Origin of the sequence: Desulfomonile tiedjei DSM 6799, assembly GCF_000266945.1 — a bacterium.
GTDB classification, from domain to species: Bacteria; Desulfobacterota; Desulfomonilia; order Desulfomonilales; family Desulfomonilaceae; genus Desulfomonile; species Desulfomonile tiedjei.
In genome coordinates, this window is sequence record NC_018025.1 from 5,698,681 (window position 1) to 5,714,388 (window position 15,708).

The window sequence follows — 15,708 nt, forward strand, 5'->3', positions numbered from 1 at the left end:
CATAACAGTCATTTTGGCGGACCTGTATTAAGGAGAAATAAACAATGGGCGCCGAGACTTACGCACTGATAATGTTGGGAACGATCGTTTTTGCGATTGTCATCGGAGTGCATGTAGCCATAGCACTCTCCGCCATTCCTCTAATTTTTGGACTCATCTTCATGGGAGAACGAGTGCTCCCCATGTATCCGGTTCAGGCCTTCGGGATGATGTCCAATTACCCGTTTGTGGCGGCGCCCCTGTTCATTTACATGGGTGCACTCATGGAGCATGCCGGTGTCGCCGAAAAGCTGTACGACGCCTTCTATCAGTTGCTCGGGCCCGTTCGTGGCGGCCTGGCGCTTGCCACCATCGGGATGGCAATCATTTTCGGCGCCTGTACAGGGATCGTGGGAGCAGGCGTGATCCTCATAGGATTGCTCGCCTTGCCATCCATGCTTTCACGCGGCTACAACAAGACCCTTGCAACTGGCTGTGTCATGGTAGGAGGCGGTTTGGGTGTCATGATTCCGCCGAGTATCATGCTGATCCTTTACGGTTGCGCAGCAGGAGTATCCATTTCGCAACTCTATATAGCTTCTGCAATTCCCGGAGTGCTTCTCGGCCTCATGTACATGGCGTATGTGTACGGATGGGCTGTTGTGGACCCAAGCATTGGAAAGCCGATTCAAGAAGATGAGAGGATCAGAGGGAAGGAGCTTCTGAACCTGGTTACAAAGTCTCTTGTACCTCCGGTCGTGCTGATCCTGGCGGTGATGGGATCCATCTTCTTCGGTCTGGTAGGTCCTTCGGAAGCAGGCGCCATGGGTGTATTGGGTTCGCTTGGACTGATCGTACTGGCAGGCAGGATGAATCTGGAAGTTTTGACCAAAGCTACCACGTCCACCCTTAAAATCACGACCGCGGTCCTTATGATCTGTCTCGGAGGCCAGCTCTTCACAGGTGTATTCATATCCATGGGCGGTGATGCGGCCTTGAGGAAAATCATACTGGGCTTTCAGTTCGGACAAATGGGAACCATCATCATCATGCTCTTGATCGTATGGCTCCTCGGATTCGTGATGGACTGGATAGCGTTGATATTCATTCTGGTTCCGATATTTTCACCTTTGATCGCCACACTGGGCATTGACCCTCTCTATTTTGCGATACTCTTCTGCTCGACTCTGGAAATCTCGAACATGACACCGCCGTTCGCGTATTCGGCTTTCTATCTGAAAACGATAGCGCCTGAAGACGTTACAATGGGAGTACTCTATAGAGGTTGTATACCTTTCTTCTTCGTGAATACGGCAATGGTCATCTTGCTGTTGGCATTCCCGTCACTCATTCTGTGGCTCCCCAGCCTGATGAGGTGAGCCCACAATCCGGCGAACAATACATTTCGCCGAGAACTCCGGGGCCCGGCAGGAATGTCGAGCCCCGGATCGTCAACCAACGGCGACCTGTCTCCATGCAGGCCAATTTAGGCTAAAGACGCAAATGCTTACAACGGGGTTTTACAGAGTCGATTGGGGGAGAAACTTCTTGCAGGAAGTTTTTCCCCGATTTTTCCCCTTTCCTGACGAGATCGTTTATAGCTGTTATCGAAAGTCTTGACGGAATCCAATGCCTGCAATGGGAAGAATCAGTAGCGCCGGCGTCCCTGCCGGCGATAACTTATTGCTTTGTTTGGTGAATTGTTCGCCGGCACGGAGGCCGGCGCAATGCTGTTGAATTAAGGAAAGGGTTCTTGATTTTTCACGTTTAACCTCCGAGAATTCAGAAGGAATTGTGTTGACATGCGGGTAGTTACGCGCGATAAATTCTTTCAAAACAAGCTGCTGAAAGGATTTTATTATGGCACGCATTATGCTTTGAAGAACCATGCCAACTTAGCGCGTACGCTGAAAAATTTCTTCACATTATTCCCGGACAAATCGACCCTTCCAAGAAACGCTCGCCTCAGGACTTTACTCGAAACAGAAAACTCGCCTTTGGAAAGCTTATCACCTTCATCTTGTCCATTGCCGCCAGTGGAAAGGGTAAAGGAGTGGACATGAAATCCGGTGAATTCTTTCGACATGCCAGAATTCTTGGCCTTTGGCCTGACGCCGAGGCGATCCATCGAAGCGCGCTCACCAAGGCGCGCAAAAAGGTGGATTGGAGGATCTTTCGGCAAATACTCGATGATGCGGTTGGTCTGGCTTATGAGTGTTGGCCTAAGAGCCCGAAGGACGAGTGGCATGGTATGTCCACTCATGCGATAGATGGCTCCGACTATACGCTTCCAGCCGCCGATGAGCTCAGGGCCGAGTTTGATCCTGAGAGCGGACTTGGGCAAGCGGGCAAAGGACATTATCCTCAGTGTCTTGTATGCACGCTCTATGACGTCTTCAGACGTCTGCCCATCGCAAGAACTGTGGTCCCGGTGAATTCTTCGGAGCGGGACCAAGCCAAACATCTCCTGCCCCTCGTGCCTGAGGGAAGTGTCTTGCTCCTGGATCGAGGTTACCCAGGATATGAATTTCTCAGCTACCTTTTGGACAAGTTCAAAGGCTATTTCGTGATACGTTGCCCCGCAACGTCCACCTTCGCCACAGTAAAGGAATTCATTCGGAGCGGGAAGAGCGAAGCCGAAATCGTGATTCCTCCGACATCGAACTATCTCAGCCAGGTGACGGCTGAACAACGAAAGGCCGCCAAGCCCATCAGAGTGAGAGTCATCAGACTGTCCAATCCTGACGGAACCCTCTCGGTTCTCCTGACGAATCTTTACGACAAGGTGGAGTTTCCGAGACAGGAGATCACTGACCTCTATTTCAGGCGATGGGAAATCGAGAGCTATTTCCGGGATGAAAAGATTGGGCTCGAAATCGAAAAATTTCATGGCAAAACCTGCAACAGCGTCCTGCAAGAACTCTTTGCAGCTGCGATCATGGCTGTGATCTCAAGAACTCTCATGGCCATTTCCACCCAGTTACTCGGTGGAGAGCTCGGAGAACCTCAGTTCAAGAATGCGGTCATGACGCTCGCGTCTGAAGCCGCCGTGCTCGCCGCAGACGATCCTGAAAGAGCCATCGAAATCTTTCAGGATATTCTCAAAGAAATCTATCGTGTCAAATACTATCGACCAAACAGTCAGCGACCACCCCAACCAAGGGTGAACAAGCAAAGCAAAAACAAATGGCTTTACCGCAGGTACAAAAATGTCCCCGCAGCTTAAGTCAACAGCATTGGGAGGCCGGCGCTACCAATTGCTGGGAACTGCTCTTCACAATCCGTGATTACTTTCGAGAATCGGTATATAGTCAGTGCCAAAAATTCTGTCGTTTATCCCTCGTGTAAATTACAGGATATTGGTAGGGACCGGCGACCCTGCCGGTCCATTATAGCTATATCATGGATTATATTGAAGATGTGCCGGCACGGAGGCACGGCACCCACCAATCTTCCTAATCTTCAATCGGTCACTAATTTTGGCAACTGATATAACATTTGAAAAGGAGCATGCAAGTGGAAGTCTGTCGAAAACTTGAAAACATTCCTTGGGCGCCGCACGCCATTGCTGAAGGAGTCCTGATCAAACCGTACATTTCCCAAAGAGACGATGGTCTGAACGTAACGTGTATGCTCGTGAATATTCCGGCTGGAAAGGAAGTGGCGGAACACATTCATCCTACTCAGGACGACATTCTGTATCCGCTTTCCGGAAAAGCTACTATGTGGGTTGACGGAACCGGCGAATTCACCCTTGAGCCGGGAATAGCGGTCAGGGTCCCGAAAGGAACGAAGCACAAGATTGTCGATGTTGTAGAAGAGCTGCTTGTTCTCGATGTGTTCTGTCCGGCGCTTCTGTAATTTGCCTATTAGTTTCCGGAAAGAAAATTCTTCGAGCGCTCCGACTCAGGCCAAGGGGATTTCAATAGTGAACATCGTCCCTTTCGCAAGATCGCTGCAAACCCGGATGTCTCCCATGTGCAATTTCACTATAGAGTAGCTGATTGATAGTCCCAATCCTGTTCCTTTTCCCCAGGATGACTCTGAAAAGAAGGGATCGAAGACTTTTTCGAGGTGCTGGTCCTTTATCCCATGGCCTGTGTCCGCAACCTCGACTATGGCGTTGGCTCCACTCTTGTTCACGTGAACGCTGAGTGTTCCTCCGTTCTCCCTCATGGCTGCGAATGAGTTCATAAAAAGATTCAAGATTGCCTGGGTGAGGAGTGAAGCATTTCCCTTTACATGCAAGGGGCTCGGGTGCAAGACGAAATGTAGTTGGACTCGGTGACTTTTTGCCTGGTCTGATATTGATGTCTCCAATTCGCGCAGCAGCCAAACAATATCCACATCGGTCATGCCACAGTCCGTTACGGGCCTTGCAAAAGTCAGCAGGTTTTCGATAATCACTGAAGCCCGTTGTATTCCCGAAACAATCTTTTTTGCACAATCTTTTCGAAAAGCTTCGGAGACATTGTCGTCCATGAGCAACTGTGCTGCCGAAGAGGAGATTGCCAGAGGATTTCTGATTTCGTGAGCAACTCCGCCTGCCAAATTGCTCAACGCATCCATCTTCCTGGCATTCTGCATCTGCTCTTGCGAAAGCTTATACGAAGTGATGTCGTGGATGATCCCCTGAGCTTTTACGATTTGCCCATCCTGTGCTCGGTGGAGGGTAGCGGTCAAAAGGCATTCCATGGAGGCGCCACCCTTTTTGTACAAGGTCATCTCACGATTCTTGACTGAGCCGTGCTCCAGAAGCTCGATCTGGAACTCTCTCCATTTATGAGCGTTGAGGAAGATTTCTCCTGTCATTCCGACTACATCTTCTTTCATGCAGTCGAACAGGGCCAGGAAAGAGCTGTTGACATCGGTAAAATTACCGTGACCGTCAGTAATGTAAATTGGATCTCGAGAATCTTCGAATAGGCTCCTATACCTTTCCTCACTCTCCATGAGCTGTTCCTGAGCCTTTTTGCGTTCGGCAATTTCAATCTCAAGTTTCGCATTGGCAGCTTCCAGAGCTTCCCGCCTGGCCCGCTCTTCTTGAAAAACCTCCGCGAGGTCTCGGGCGTAGCTCAACAACTGCTCCATAGAGAGAGCTTTGTCGGGAACAATCTCCTTCGGGTCAGATCGATCTTTAATGTCAGGCATGGACGGAATGTCTTTCTTGGCCGCTCGCGTGCGTCGACAGTGCAGTCAATCAAAACAGATCATCTATTATAGGGGAGTGTGTTTATTCGGCAAAGCGATTTTTGAAGCGTGATGTTCAGCGCACACTTTCACTTGCTGTTACCAGGGCTTTGAGCGTTACAGATGGTTTCTGGCACAGATCATGCACTATAACTCCCTGTCGCCCCTTCTACTTGGTTTGGGTTCCTTTAATGATGCCGTGGCCTGCATAGGGCAGGCTACGGCTACGTTTTAGCTAAGTTCAAATTTCAAATGCTTCACGCATGAATTCCTGGAAAGGGGCAAACACTCTAGACACTCTGGGCTAGCCGATCGCCATATCAACAAGCCGAATAAGAGAGTGGCCCTCTATGCAGAAAATTGTCGCCCGATCACACATGAATTTCAATCTTCTCAGGAAATCAGTGTTCTTAAGCCTATTTCTTCTCCCTATTGCGAGCCTCGGATTAGGGAGCAAAACCCCTATGTATGGAATGCATTCTATGGGAGCTCTTCCATAGTCTCTTACTATTGATTGCCAGGACACCAGTATGTGTGAATCAGTTGGACTACATTTTCGCACCCTCATCTATATTCCCATAATACATACCCAGGCTGACATGGGCGCACTTCAAAGCCAGGTGAAGAAGGCTTCGCTCAAGAAATTCGGCCTAACGGGATGGAAGAGAAAAATCACACTTGTGGATAAATACTGGACGGAAATAGAAAAATACATTGAAGGACTGTCTCTTCCCCCTGGCGGGGTGCGTATCTATCAGGATGCACTACCTGTTTCCGGCAAAGAACGCACAATTGTCGAGGAACTCGCCAAATCCGGTAGTCGCAATCATATATTACTCCTGAATCTGATGGACAAGGGAGCCATTTTGACAGGGACCGAATCTCTGGAACTCCTTTTGGAGGAGTACAATCATGTCAAAAGAACGCTTGAAGGCCAATCAGATGGAACCGGAGATGCAGAGAAACGTATAAGCGCCTCGATCCTTGAACGCCGAGACAGATTCATAGCAATGCGCATTAACGAAACGCTTTCTCCCGGTGAACTCGGCATAATCTTCCTCGGTATGCTCCATTCTTTGGAACAATGGTTGGACAGCGATATCCAGGTGGCTTATCCGGTTCATGCTCGAATCGATCCAGGTTCCGGACGGTCTTAAACCACTTTCCCGATGACATTCTATGGTCATTATTGAAATAAATGACCCAAACTTAGTGCAGATGTTAGTCGAAAAATCCCCCTATCCCCCCTTTAATAAGGAGGGAATTAAGATGTTGCCTCTTACCCCCCTTTTGTAAAGGGGGGCTGGGGGGATTTGAATCGGATAAGACTCTTGGCAACACTATGAATCACGAGCGGAGACATTCTCATGTCTACAGGCCAGGCCCGAATCCTTATAGTCGATGATGAAAAGGATTTTTGTGAAATACTGTTTCACGTGGTGAGAAGGGAAGGATTCGCACCATTAATTGCCCATAATGGTGAAACAGCTCTTGAAATGGTTCGTGTCGGGATGCCTGACGCGTTGCTTTTGGACGTGAAAATGCCGGGAATGGACGGGATGGAAGTCTTGAGGCGATCGAAAGCGATCGATCCGGATCTTCCCGTTCTCATGCTTACTGCTTACGGTGGTGTAAACGGCGCAGTGCAGGCAATGAAAGAAGGAGCATTCGATTATTTGGCAAAGCCTCTCAACAATAATGAACTCATAGAAAAACTGAAAAGAGCTTTGGAAAACAGGTCTCCACGTCCCAAAAAGCCTGTTGCAGGGAGCAAAGCATGGAGTTCCACTAAGGTAAGCTTGCAGGAGATCATGGGACCCAGCGATGCAGTGCAGAAGATCATTTCCGACATTAAGTTGGTTGCCGCCTCAAATTTCACTGTGGTAATCCAAGGTGAAACCGGCTCTGGAAAAGAGCTTGTAGCGCGGGCAATTCACAAGGCAAGTCTGCGACAAGAGACCCCCCTGGTTTCACTGGATTGTGGGGCTATCCCGGAGACATTATTCGAAAGTGAGTTATTCGGATACGAAAAGGGAGCTTTCACCGGAGCCATCAGCCGGCGACAGGGAAAGTTTGAGTTGGCACAAGGTGGAACCCTGTTCCTCGATGAAATCACCAACATGCCTGTCAGTTGCCAAACAAAACTGCTCAGAGCGATCCAGGAGAGATCGTTTTTCAGAGTAGGTGGCTCAGAGCCGGTCAGTGTAGATATCCGACTTCTGGTTGCCACCAACCAGGATCTGAATATAGCTGTTTCACAGGGCAGATTCAGCCGCGATCTGTTGTATCGTTTGAGCGAATTCAACGTCTTCATTCCTCCCTTGCGAGAGCGAAAGGAAGATATACTGCATCTCTCCAATCGTTTCATCAAAGCTACCAATACCGAGTTGAACAAGAAAGTGAAAGGTCTCTCCGATGCGGCCCTGCAGATACTGTTCGAACAAAAGTGGCCGGGAAACGTTCGTCAACTGAGAGCCACCGTACGAAGAGCCGTACTTCAGGCGGAAGATCTAATTGGACCTGAACATCTCATCATTGACGGCTCGCCACCAGTGTGTGCAAACATCGCATGTTCCGCTGCAAATGCATGGGATGGTTTAACCCTTAAGGAAATCATCCGCAAGAGTTCGGAAGATCTGGAGAGACGTGTGCTCGCGTGGATGCTTGCCAAGACAAAAGGTAACAAAGCAGAAGCGGCCCGCTTATTGCAAATAGATTACAAGACAATTCATTCCAAACTGAAACAGTACTGCATCAAGTACCATCCGGAGGAACAATATGGCCAAAAAGAGTAAGGGCGTCGACGATCGCACGTCCGGTGGAGGTCTTGGCGGCTTCTTGGGCGGATTAACCGAACTGGTTGAAAAACTCAACGAACTCGCTGAAACAGGAAAACAGCTATCCGGCACTGGAGAAATTCCGGATTTGGGCAAACAGTTGAAGGGTGTGTACGGATTCAACGTGAAAGTGGGACTGGGGGACGACAAAGTAAAAGTCGAACCGTTCGGGAACATCAGGAAAGACACAACATCAGGGCAGACAGTGGTCCAGGAGGTCCGAGAACCCCTCGTTGACGTGTTTGAAGAGGAAGATCACACCCTGATTGTCGCAGAAATGCCGGGAATAAGCACGAAAGACGTGAAACTCGATATAAGAGATGACGTGCTGACCATAACTGCCCAGAGAAAAGATAAGAAGTATCATAAAGAGATTCTGCTGCCGAAGGTTGTGGACAAAGATAAAGTCGTATTTTCATGCAATAACGGAATGCTTGAGATCAAGTGCCTCTATTAGAGGCGGAGACGGATACATGGGAAAGACACCTGAGTCAATTAAGCTTAAAGTAACCGAAGCACTCAGTAAGGACATGGGGAGAGCCTACGCTCGAATGGGCCCGGAAGACCTTGAGAAATTGAATGCTTCCATAGGCGACATCGTAGAGATCAAAGGGAAGCGGACAACAGTCTGCAAAGCTATGCCTGCCTATAAGGAATTGAGGGGACAATCCAAAATACAACTGGATGGTCTTTCGCGACAGAACGCAAAAGCAGGACTGGATGAAAACGTTGTAGTGACCAAAATTTCGTGCCGGCCCGCTGAGCGTGTGGTGCTCACTCCTACGAATGTCACCCCCTCCGAACGCGATCTGAAATACATTGGCGGTCTGCTCGACGGGTTACCGGCTGTAGAAGGTGACACCATCAGAGCATCGCTCTTTGGCAGCCGATCGGCTGATTTCAAGGTTGAAAGCACTGTCCCGAAAGAAGCCGTCGTCATCGTTCCCACCACGCAACTTGTGGTCGGTAATGCGGACGAAAGCGGCAAGGCTCGGATCCTTTCGTACGAAGATATAGGCGGTCTCAAGAGCCAATTGCACCGGATACGGGAAATGATCGAACTTCCTTTGCGATATCCGGAAGTCTTCGAGCGCCTTGGGATCGATGCTCCAAAAGGGGTTCTCCTTCATGGGCCTCCGGGATGCGGGAAAACACTTATTGCGCGATCCATAGCGAATGAGACTGAGGCGAATTTCTTCACCGTGAGCGGACCGGAAATCGTCCACAAGTTTTATGGAGAGAGTGAAGCTCATTTACGAAAGATTTTCGCGGAAGCGACTGCAAAAGGCCCGAGCATAGTTTTCCTCGACGAGATAGACGCTATTGCGCCGAAACGGGAGAAGGTGGTCGGGGATGTGGAAAAAAGGGTTGTAGCGCAACTCCTGGCCTTGATGGATGGTTTGACCAAGCGCCAAAACGTAATCGTTATTGCAGCTACAAACATTCCCAATGCTCTTGACCCTGCTTTGAGACGACCCGGGAGATTCGACAGAGAGATCGCGATTCCCATTCCGGATCGTAACGGACGGCTGGAGATACTTGAAATCCACAGCAGAGGCATGCCCCTCTCGACCGACGTGAACATGGAGCATCTGGCTGAAATCACGCATGGGTTTGTGGGAGCCGACCTGGAAGCACTGTGTCGTGAAGCTGCCATGATATGTCTGCGCAGGATCATGCCTGATATAGACTTTGCCATGGCCGGGATTCCGTACGAGCAGCTCAAGAAGCTTGAAGTGCACATGCATGATTTTCTCACGGCTCTGAAGGATGTGGAACCGTCGGCAGTCAGAGAGGTCTTTGTGGAAGTGCCTGATGTTCGCTGGGAAGATGTGGGAGGTCATGCCGGCCTGAAGACGCGGCTCATTGAGTCAGTGGAGTGGCCGTTACAGTATCCGCATATCTTTGAGCGAGCGGGCACTAAGCCACCGAGAGGAATCCTACTGGGAGGCCCTCCGGGTTGCGGCAAGACTCTCCTGGCAAAAGCAATAGCCAACGAGAGTAAGGTCAACTTTATATCGGTAAAAGGTCCGGCTTTGCTTTCCAAGTATGTAGGAGAATCGGAACAAGCAGTAAGAGAGGTGTTTCGGAAGGCAAAACAAGCATCTCCGTGTATCGTCTTTTTCGATGAGATCGATGCCCTGGTTCCTGTCCGAAGTAGCGGATCGAGCGACTCCCATGTGGGAGAAAGGGTTCTCAGCCAATTCCTGGCGGAATTCGATGGCATTGAAGAGTTGAACGGTGTCCTCGTCCTTGGAGCGACCAACAGGTTGGACATGCTTGATCCCGCAGTGTTAAGGCCGGGGAGATTCGATGAAATAGTCGAGATTCCTATCCCTGAAGAAGCAGACCGAGAAGAAATTTTCCGAGTGCATCTGCGAAGCAAGCCTGTGGAAAAGGGAGTGGATCCTGCGAAATTGGCCAAAGAAACGGAAGGTTTTTCTGGAGCCGAAATCGCTGCGGTCTGTAACAAGGCCGCTCTGGCTGCGGTCAGGCGTTGTGTCAACGCTCTCAAAGGCAGCCCGGACGAAGAGGTGCATGTTCTGGTGCTAATATCCGATATCGAAACGGCTCTTTCCGAAATGCGTGAGGATTGACATGTCAAATGTGCTCTATCTTTTTTGCCTCGCACGAACCGGCCTCGTGGACCACATTGAAGGAACCGGGATCACGGGTACCGAAGACTTAATCCTGAAAAACTTTTCCGGTGTCACGGCCGTAACCTGTGAGGTGCCGGAGGATGACTTTTCAGGAGAATCGGCGGAAATCAAGCTTCAGGATCTTGCATGGGTAGGACCTAGAGCGGTTCGCCATGATCGGATCATTGAAGAAATTATGCAATACTCACCAGTCTTTCCTGCTCCCTTCGGGAGTCTTTTTTCCTCAGAGAAACGTCTCGGGACTTTGATCGAAAGCAATATCGATGCAATCCGGGAGTTTCTCGATCACACGGCGGACAAGCAAGAATGGTCCGTAAAAGGACTGGTATGCAAGAGCAAGGCCGTGGACGAGATCTTCACGGGGAAACTAAAGATATTGTCAGAGACTTTATCTTCGTCTCCGGCCGGGATGCGCTACTTCAAAGAACGCCAGATGCGATCGGAAGCGGAAAAAGAGCTGTCGGGGAAAGTGAAAGCAGCCTGCACTGTAGTAGGAGAAAAACTGCTTGCTTGCTCCAACAACTTTCGACAGCGAAAGAACATCAGTTTCGGAAAAGCGGAAGGTGACAAGCAACTCGTGGTGAACTGGGCTTTCCTGGTGGATCATTCCCGGATCTCGTACTTCCTGGATCAGGTCGAACATGCCAACAGCAATTATCAGGCCGGCGGTCTCGCGTTTGAATGCTCGGGTCCCTGGCCGCCATACAGTTTCTGTCCATCTCTTCATATGGAGCCGACGAGATGAAGTTTTTGATGTACTGCATATTCACCGAAAACTCCATAGAACCACCTCACAGTCTGGTAGGGGTGAACCGCAGCCCGGTACGCATCATCTCGTGCGACGGGTTGGCGGCAGCAGTTTCGGTTATCACTCAGAAGGAAATCCCGAGGGATCCTGCAACCGGTCTGGATTATCATAAAGTAATTCAGTGGTTCCACGAGCGAATCGGTGTGATTCCGCTACGTCTTGGAACCTGTCTGGGGCATGAGTCGGATGTCGTCCAACTACTTCACAGTCATGGAGCACGCTATAAGTCCCTCTTGAAAGAGCTGGACGGTTGCGTTGAGATGGGAATAAGAGTCATTCACGATCGTCCCGGACCCCAGGAGTTGGCGTCCAAATCACCCTTCATTTCTCGTTTTAACGGTACGGAATCCGGAACCGATTACCTCATGAGGCGAAAAGTACTCTTTGATGCGGATGAGTTCGCGATTTCAAGAAACCGGGAGATCGTTGAACGGTATCACTCCCCATTCACCGGTCTATATGTCAGTTTCAAGGCGCAAACGTCGAAGTTCTCGCCTCTCGGAACGGACCGGAACTCTGTCCTGACATCTCTGTATTTCTTGATTCCGAGGCAATCCGCAGACTCTTTTCGTGCGATTTACGGCGATCTGAGATCGGGGCTTCACGAACGAATTATGCTGAGCGGTCCTTGGCCTCCGTACAATTTTGTCCTGCCGGAAGACTGCTTATAGAGCAAGAAACTATCGCTTTTCATCCCACGCGGAAAAGCCGGCTTTTCCCGATATGCTTCGGGGGACTATGACGAGATGAGGAATGCAATGAATACGGAAGTTGGAGAAAATCTCAACGAGACCGCCAGGGATCGCCACGAGAAGCTGTTCGAGATGCTCCTTGAAACAATACCGTCCTCAGTACTCCTGATCGATCGTGACATGAGGATTGTCTCCGCAAATCGAAATTTTCTGCAAAAGAGTCGAAGATGTCGAAATGAAGCTATCGGACGCAAATTAGGAGAACTCCTGCCTGCTGCCATAATAGAGTTTATGGATATTTCGAGCAAAGTGCGCCAAGTCTTTGTAAACGGGAGGGCCACAAGAGGGGAACGGCTTGTTTACCGGGCTCCAGGAATACCCATGACCATTTACTATTACAGCATTCTCCCATTTTCGTGGAAAGGTCATGTGGAAAATGCAGTTCTACTCATGGAAGATGTTACCGAACAGGTCCGTTTGAGTGAAGAAGTCCGGAGAGCGGAACGTCACTTGGCAAGCGTAGTGGAGAGCGCTACCGATCTTGTGCTGTCAACGGATGCCAATGGAAGAGTCCTGACCTGGAACACTGCAGCAGAGCGGCTTTCGGGCAGTACTCTCGAGGACGTGCAACAGAGACTCTTCCTCGATTGGTGTGCACCGGAACATCGCCAGGAACTCAGAGAAGTGTTCAACCGGTTCAGATCGGGCGCAAGTTCGCAGACCGGCGAATGGGATATGGTAGCGAGTTCAGGCAAGCGGATACCGATTAGCTGGGTATTTTCTCCAATGAAGGACGAAACGGGGCTGCTCGTGGGCATGGTCGCAGTCGGGCGTGATTTGAGTGAACACAGGAAGCTCGAACGACAGCTCAGGCAGTCACAAAAACTTGCAGCTTTGGGAGTCATGGCCGGGGGAATTGCGCACGAAGTCAGAAATCCACTGGCAATCTGCTATTCTGCTGCTCAATTCCTCAATGAATGCACGTTTGAATCGGAGTTTCACGCGGAGTGTGTTGAAAGGATTCTCGCCAACATACAGAAAGCGTCAGTCATCATCGAAAACCTCTTGAGATTTGCGCGACCTTCCGCAGCCACGGATATGACGATTGTCGACGTGGTGGCAATCTGCCAGGATACCCTGAAACTTATCGATAATCAGGCTAAAATCCAGAAAATATCCATATGTGTGAACCTGGACGTGGAGCAAGCTCTGGTGCGCGGCAATGCAAGTTTACTCCAACAAGTATTTCTCAATCTGTTTCTCAACGCGATGAACGCAATGCCCGATGGCGGCACTCTCAGTCTATTCCTGGAAAAATGCGGTGGCGAGTTTCTCCTGGGGATAGTAGACACCGGCCATGGAATACCGAAGGATGACATCGAAAACATTTTCGATCCCTTCTACACGCGCGCTCCGGTAGGGAAGGGCACGGGACTAGGGCTTTCCATATGTTATTCGATTCTGAAGCAGCATTCCGGGAGTTTGCAGGTCGAAAGCGTCCAGGGAAAAGGTTCCACCTTCACCGTAAAACTAGTAAGTGCTGAGGATTAGTCGCCATGGTTACCGAAGAGCAATTATTTCTGATCGTCGATGACGAACCCGATATGTGCTGGCTGCTGGAACATCTGCTGAAGCGCGAAGCCTATTCCGTGATGAAGGCATCCAGCGGGCGGGAAGCAATGAAGTTGATGGAGACTCACAAGTTCTGTTTGGCGTTTGTCGACCTCAAGTTGCATGACATAGAGGGGCTCGAGCTGGCGCGCTGCTTTAAGCGCGTCGATCCTTCTCTCCGAATAATCATGGTATCAGGCTTCTGTTACAAGGACGATCCGACTGTTCAGGAAGCGCTTTCAGAAGGGCTTATATGCGATTTTATCCCCAAACCGTTCCTGCACGCGGACATCGTGCGATCCATCGAATCAGCGCGCTGCGTGAGAATCGGATCTTCCAAAATGATGCACGGATTCCCTAAATAGGGAAAGCATTCCATAGCAACTACGCCACGAATTCCCATCTTCTCGAGCTCGCGTTCGTCCAAACCGGACTATCATGCCTCTCACAATCTCTCCATACCATACCAGCCGCACTGCAACAGGGAGCCCTCTGAAACTTAACATATTGAAATACCATAAGAACTGTGACGACTTATTCCGATTACTACTTCATTGTTGCCTCGAAGAGATCTCTGAAAGGTTAAATCCGGATGCGCTGAACGGAATGACGTTCCGCATCCAGGTTGGCATGGATCTAGCAATAACCCTGATTAGGCATGCCTAAGATCAAAAAAGCCAGTTGCCTGGCATACATCAAAAAAGCCAACAGTGGCGAATAAGAATTCCGAAAGTGGAGGATTAAAATGGCAAAAATAGCGAAGTCTACCGATTCTTCCAGTCTTGCAGAGGTTGTGGACAGGATTTTGGACAAAGGTATCGTCATCGACGCTTGGGCCAAGGTGTCGCTCGTCGGAATCGAACTGCTTTCCGTAGAAGCCAGAGTGGTTATAGCCTCAGTCGAAACCTACCTGAAGTATGCCGAGGCGATTGGTCTCACCGCAAGTGCCGCTGCGCCTGCATGATAGCTGTGTCGAGAGGGGTTTTTCGCAGGTCCGGGGGGCACTAGCCCCCCCCCCAATTTCCTTGCGAAGGATCCTGCTGCACGGCTGACCGAGAGGTCACTTGGAGCGCCTCACCAGGCGAGGAGAGGCAATGAATAAACAAAGGAGGAGTAATGGGTACTCTGACTCAAGATATTGCCCGGCTTTGCGGAGAGATAACCAACCTGCGAGGAGCTCGCCAGGCGTTCAATGAGGACGTCGCCAAGCAGACCGACGCTATGAAATCGGATGTGGCAGCCATGCGGGCAGGATTTCGGGACTCTCACGCAAAGATGGCAAACGGAATGAGAGCTGATCAGAAAAAGTTCGCTTCAAATCTGGTAGCCGAAGTCTCGGGGATGATCAATGGATTTCAAAGAGCGCATACAAAAATGGCTACTCAAGCCAGAAAAGATCGTACCGAGTTCATGGCTCACATGACAACCGACGTGCAGAATATGCTCGCGGGTTTCAATAAAGCGCACGGTGAAATGGCCGAGCGTACACGAAAAAACGGTGCCCAATTTGTTTCCGCAATGGCGAATGATGTCTCCGATCTGCTGAAAGGGTTCAAACTGAATCGTACCTCAAGAAGCAAAAGTGACAAAGCAGCGAGAAAACGATTTGTATCCGAACTCAAGTCGACAGTAGGAGATGCGAGAAAGGAATTTGCCGACGATCTGGCGGGAGCACGCCAGGCATGGGCTACCCTTTCGCCTGCAGGACTGCGTGCTAAGGTTGAGGCTGAAAAACGAGCAAAAGAACAGGAAGCAGCCCAACAAAGGGCCAGAGCCGAAGCGGAACTGCGTGCCAAGGAAGAGGCTGAGAGAAGAACCAGAGCCGATGCAGAGATGAGATCGAGAGAAGAGAACGAAAAAGAGAGAGACGGCCACTCTTCAGCCATGGGAAAGAAGAAGGACAAAAAATAAGTGCCGAATGTATTGGCCAT

14 protein-coding genes are annotated in these 15,708 nt (G+C 50.1%); 13 read left to right on the plus strand and 1 reads right to left on the minus strand.

Annotated elements, in window-relative coordinates; all coding sequences use genetic code 11:
• Nucleotides 1-44 precede the first annotated feature (44 nt).
• The 3 genes from DESTI_RS24450 (at nt 45) to DESTI_RS24470 (ending at nt 3,840) form a co-directional block, all read left to right on the plus strand.
• Nucleotides 45-1,358 (plus strand): TRAP transporter large permease, encoded by a 1,314-nt coding sequence (locus DESTI_RS24450; RefSeq protein WP_014812650.1) that lies wholly within the window; start codon nt 45-47, stop codon nt 1,356-1,358.
• 629 nt (nt 1,359-1,987) lie between these two features.
• Nucleotides 1,988-3,205 carry an IS4 family transposase gene (locus DESTI_RS24465; RefSeq protein WP_237671475.1) on the plus strand — a complete coding sequence of 406 codons (1,218 nt, stop codon included), beginning with the start codon at nt 1,988-1,990 and terminating at the stop codon, nt 3,203-3,205.
• A gap of 290 nt (nt 3,206-3,495) precedes the next feature.
• Complete coding sequence (locus DESTI_RS24470) at nt 3,496-3,840, plus strand: cupin domain-containing protein (protein WP_014812651.1); 345 nt, start codon at nt 3,496-3,498, stop codon at nt 3,838-3,840.
• Nucleotides 3,841-3,885: 45 nt separating this feature from the next.
• On the opposite strand, the gene DESTI_RS29425 is transcribed toward DESTI_RS24470, so the two are convergent.
• Complete coding sequence (locus DESTI_RS29425; protein WP_014812652.1) at nt 3,886-5,130, minus strand: two-component system sensor histidine kinase NtrB; 1,245 nt, start codon at nt 5,128-5,130, stop codon at nt 3,886-3,888.
• 569 nt (nt 5,131-5,699) lie between these two features.
• On the opposite strand from DESTI_RS29425, the gene DESTI_RS24480 reads away from it, so the two are divergent.
• The 10 genes from DESTI_RS24480 to DESTI_RS24525 all read left to right on the plus strand — a co-directional run bounded on the left by DESTI_RS24480 (nt 5,700) and on the right by DESTI_RS24525 (nt 15,688).
• Nucleotides 5,700-6,326 carry a hypothetical protein gene (locus DESTI_RS24480; RefSeq protein ID WP_014812653.1) on the plus strand — a complete coding sequence of 209 codons (627 nt, stop codon included), beginning with the start codon at nt 5,700-5,702 and terminating at the stop codon, nt 6,324-6,326.
• Between the two features lie 210 nt (nt 6,327-6,536).
• On the plus strand, nt 6,537-7,964 hold the full coding sequence (locus tag DESTI_RS24485) for a sigma-54-dependent transcriptional regulator (RefSeq protein WP_014812654.1): 1,428 nt from the start codon (nt 6,537-6,539) through the stop codon (nt 7,962-7,964).
• Nucleotides 7,948-8,463, plus strand: coding sequence for an Hsp20/alpha crystallin family protein (locus DESTI_RS24490; RefSeq protein WP_014812655.1), 516 nt, complete (start codon nt 7,948-7,950; stop codon nt 8,461-8,463). Before DESTI_RS24485 ends, DESTI_RS24490 begins: the two co-directional genes overlap by 17 nt.
• Nucleotides 8,464-8,479: 16 nt before the next feature.
• Nucleotides 8,480-10,603 carry a CDC48 family AAA ATPase gene (locus DESTI_RS24495; RefSeq protein WP_014812656.1) on the plus strand — a complete coding sequence of 708 codons (2,124 nt, stop codon included), beginning with the start codon at nt 8,480-8,482 and terminating at the stop codon, nt 10,601-10,603.
• Nucleotide 10,604: 1 nt separating this feature from the next.
• Nucleotides 10,605-11,411 carry a GvpL/GvpF family gas vesicle protein gene (locus DESTI_RS24500; protein ID WP_014812657.1) on the plus strand — a complete coding sequence of 269 codons (807 nt, stop codon included), beginning with the start codon at nt 10,605-10,607 and terminating at the stop codon, nt 11,409-11,411.
• The gene (locus DESTI_RS24505) at nt 11,408-12,145 is read left to right on the plus strand and encodes a GvpL/GvpF family gas vesicle protein (RefSeq protein WP_014812658.1); all 738 of its coding nucleotides are present in this window, start codon (nt 11,408-11,410) and stop codon (nt 12,143-12,145) included. Before DESTI_RS24500 ends, DESTI_RS24505 begins: the two co-directional genes overlap by 4 nt.
• An 87-nt stretch (nt 12,146-12,232) precedes the next feature.
• Nucleotides 12,233-13,717, plus strand: a complete 1,485-nt coding sequence (locus DESTI_RS24510) for a PAS domain-containing sensor histidine kinase (RefSeq protein WP_014812659.1) — start codon at nt 12,233-12,235, stop codon at nt 13,715-13,717.
• 5 nt (nt 13,718-13,722) lie between these two features.
• Nucleotides 13,723-14,142, plus strand: a complete 420-nt coding sequence (locus DESTI_RS24515) for a response regulator (protein ID WP_014812660.1) — start codon at nt 13,723-13,725, stop codon at nt 14,140-14,142.
• A gap of 380 nt (nt 14,143-14,522) precedes the next feature.
• The gene (gene gvpA, locus DESTI_RS24520) at nt 14,523-14,741 is read left to right on the plus strand and encodes a gas vesicle structural protein GvpA (protein WP_014812662.1); all 219 of its coding nucleotides are present in this window, start codon (nt 14,523-14,525) and stop codon (nt 14,739-14,741) included.
• Between the two features lie 152 nt (nt 14,742-14,893).
• Nucleotides 14,894-15,688, plus strand: a complete 795-nt coding sequence (locus DESTI_RS24525) for a hypothetical protein (RefSeq protein ID WP_014812663.1) — start codon at nt 14,894-14,896, stop codon at nt 15,686-15,688.
• The last annotated feature ends 20 nt before the right edge of the window (nt 15,689-15,708 follow it).

What these genes read in the sequence shown, in the direction of transcription:
- DESTI_RS24505 (WP_014812658.1), top strand. Translation starts at nt 11,408, where the DNA reads ATGAAGTTTTTGATGTACTGCATATTCACCGAAAACTCCATAGAACCA.
- DESTI_RS24490 (WP_014812655.1), top strand. Translation starts at nt 7,948, where the DNA reads ATGGCCAAAAAGAGTAAGGGCGTCGACGATCGCACGTCCGGTGGAGGT.
- DESTI_RS24525 (WP_014812663.1), top strand. Translation starts at nt 14,894, where the DNA reads ATGGGTACTCTGACTCAAGATATTGCCCGGCTTTGCGGAGAGATAACC.
- DESTI_RS24495 (WP_014812656.1), top strand. Translation starts at nt 8,480, where the DNA reads ATGGGAAAGACACCTGAGTCAATTAAGCTTAAAGTAACCGAAGCACTC.
- DESTI_RS24515 (WP_014812660.1), top strand. Translation starts at nt 13,723, where the DNA reads ATGGTTACCGAAGAGCAATTATTTCTGATCGTCGATGACGAACCCGAT.
- DESTI_RS29425 (WP_014812652.1), bottom strand. Translation starts at nt 5,130, where the DNA reads ATGCCTGACATTAAAGATCGATCTGACCCGAAGGAGATTGTTCCCGAC.
- gvpA (WP_014812662.1), top strand. Translation starts at nt 14,523, where the DNA reads ATGGCAAAAATAGCGAAGTCTACCGATTCTTCCAGTCTTGCAGAGGTT.
- DESTI_RS24485 (WP_014812654.1), top strand. Translation starts at nt 6,537, where the DNA reads ATGTCTACAGGCCAGGCCCGAATCCTTATAGTCGATGATGAAAAGGAT.
- DESTI_RS24450 (WP_014812650.1), top strand. Translation starts at nt 45, where the DNA reads ATGGGCGCCGAGACTTACGCACTGATAATGTTGGGAACGATCGTTTTT.
- DESTI_RS24500 (WP_014812657.1), top strand. Translation starts at nt 10,605, where the DNA reads ATGTCAAATGTGCTCTATCTTTTTTGCCTCGCACGAACCGGCCTCGTG.
- DESTI_RS24510 (WP_014812659.1), top strand. Translation starts at nt 12,233, where the DNA reads ATGAATACGGAAGTTGGAGAAAATCTCAACGAGACCGCCAGGGATCGC.
- DESTI_RS24480 (WP_014812653.1), top strand. Translation starts at nt 5,700, where the DNA reads ATGTGTGAATCAGTTGGACTACATTTTCGCACCCTCATCTATATTCCC.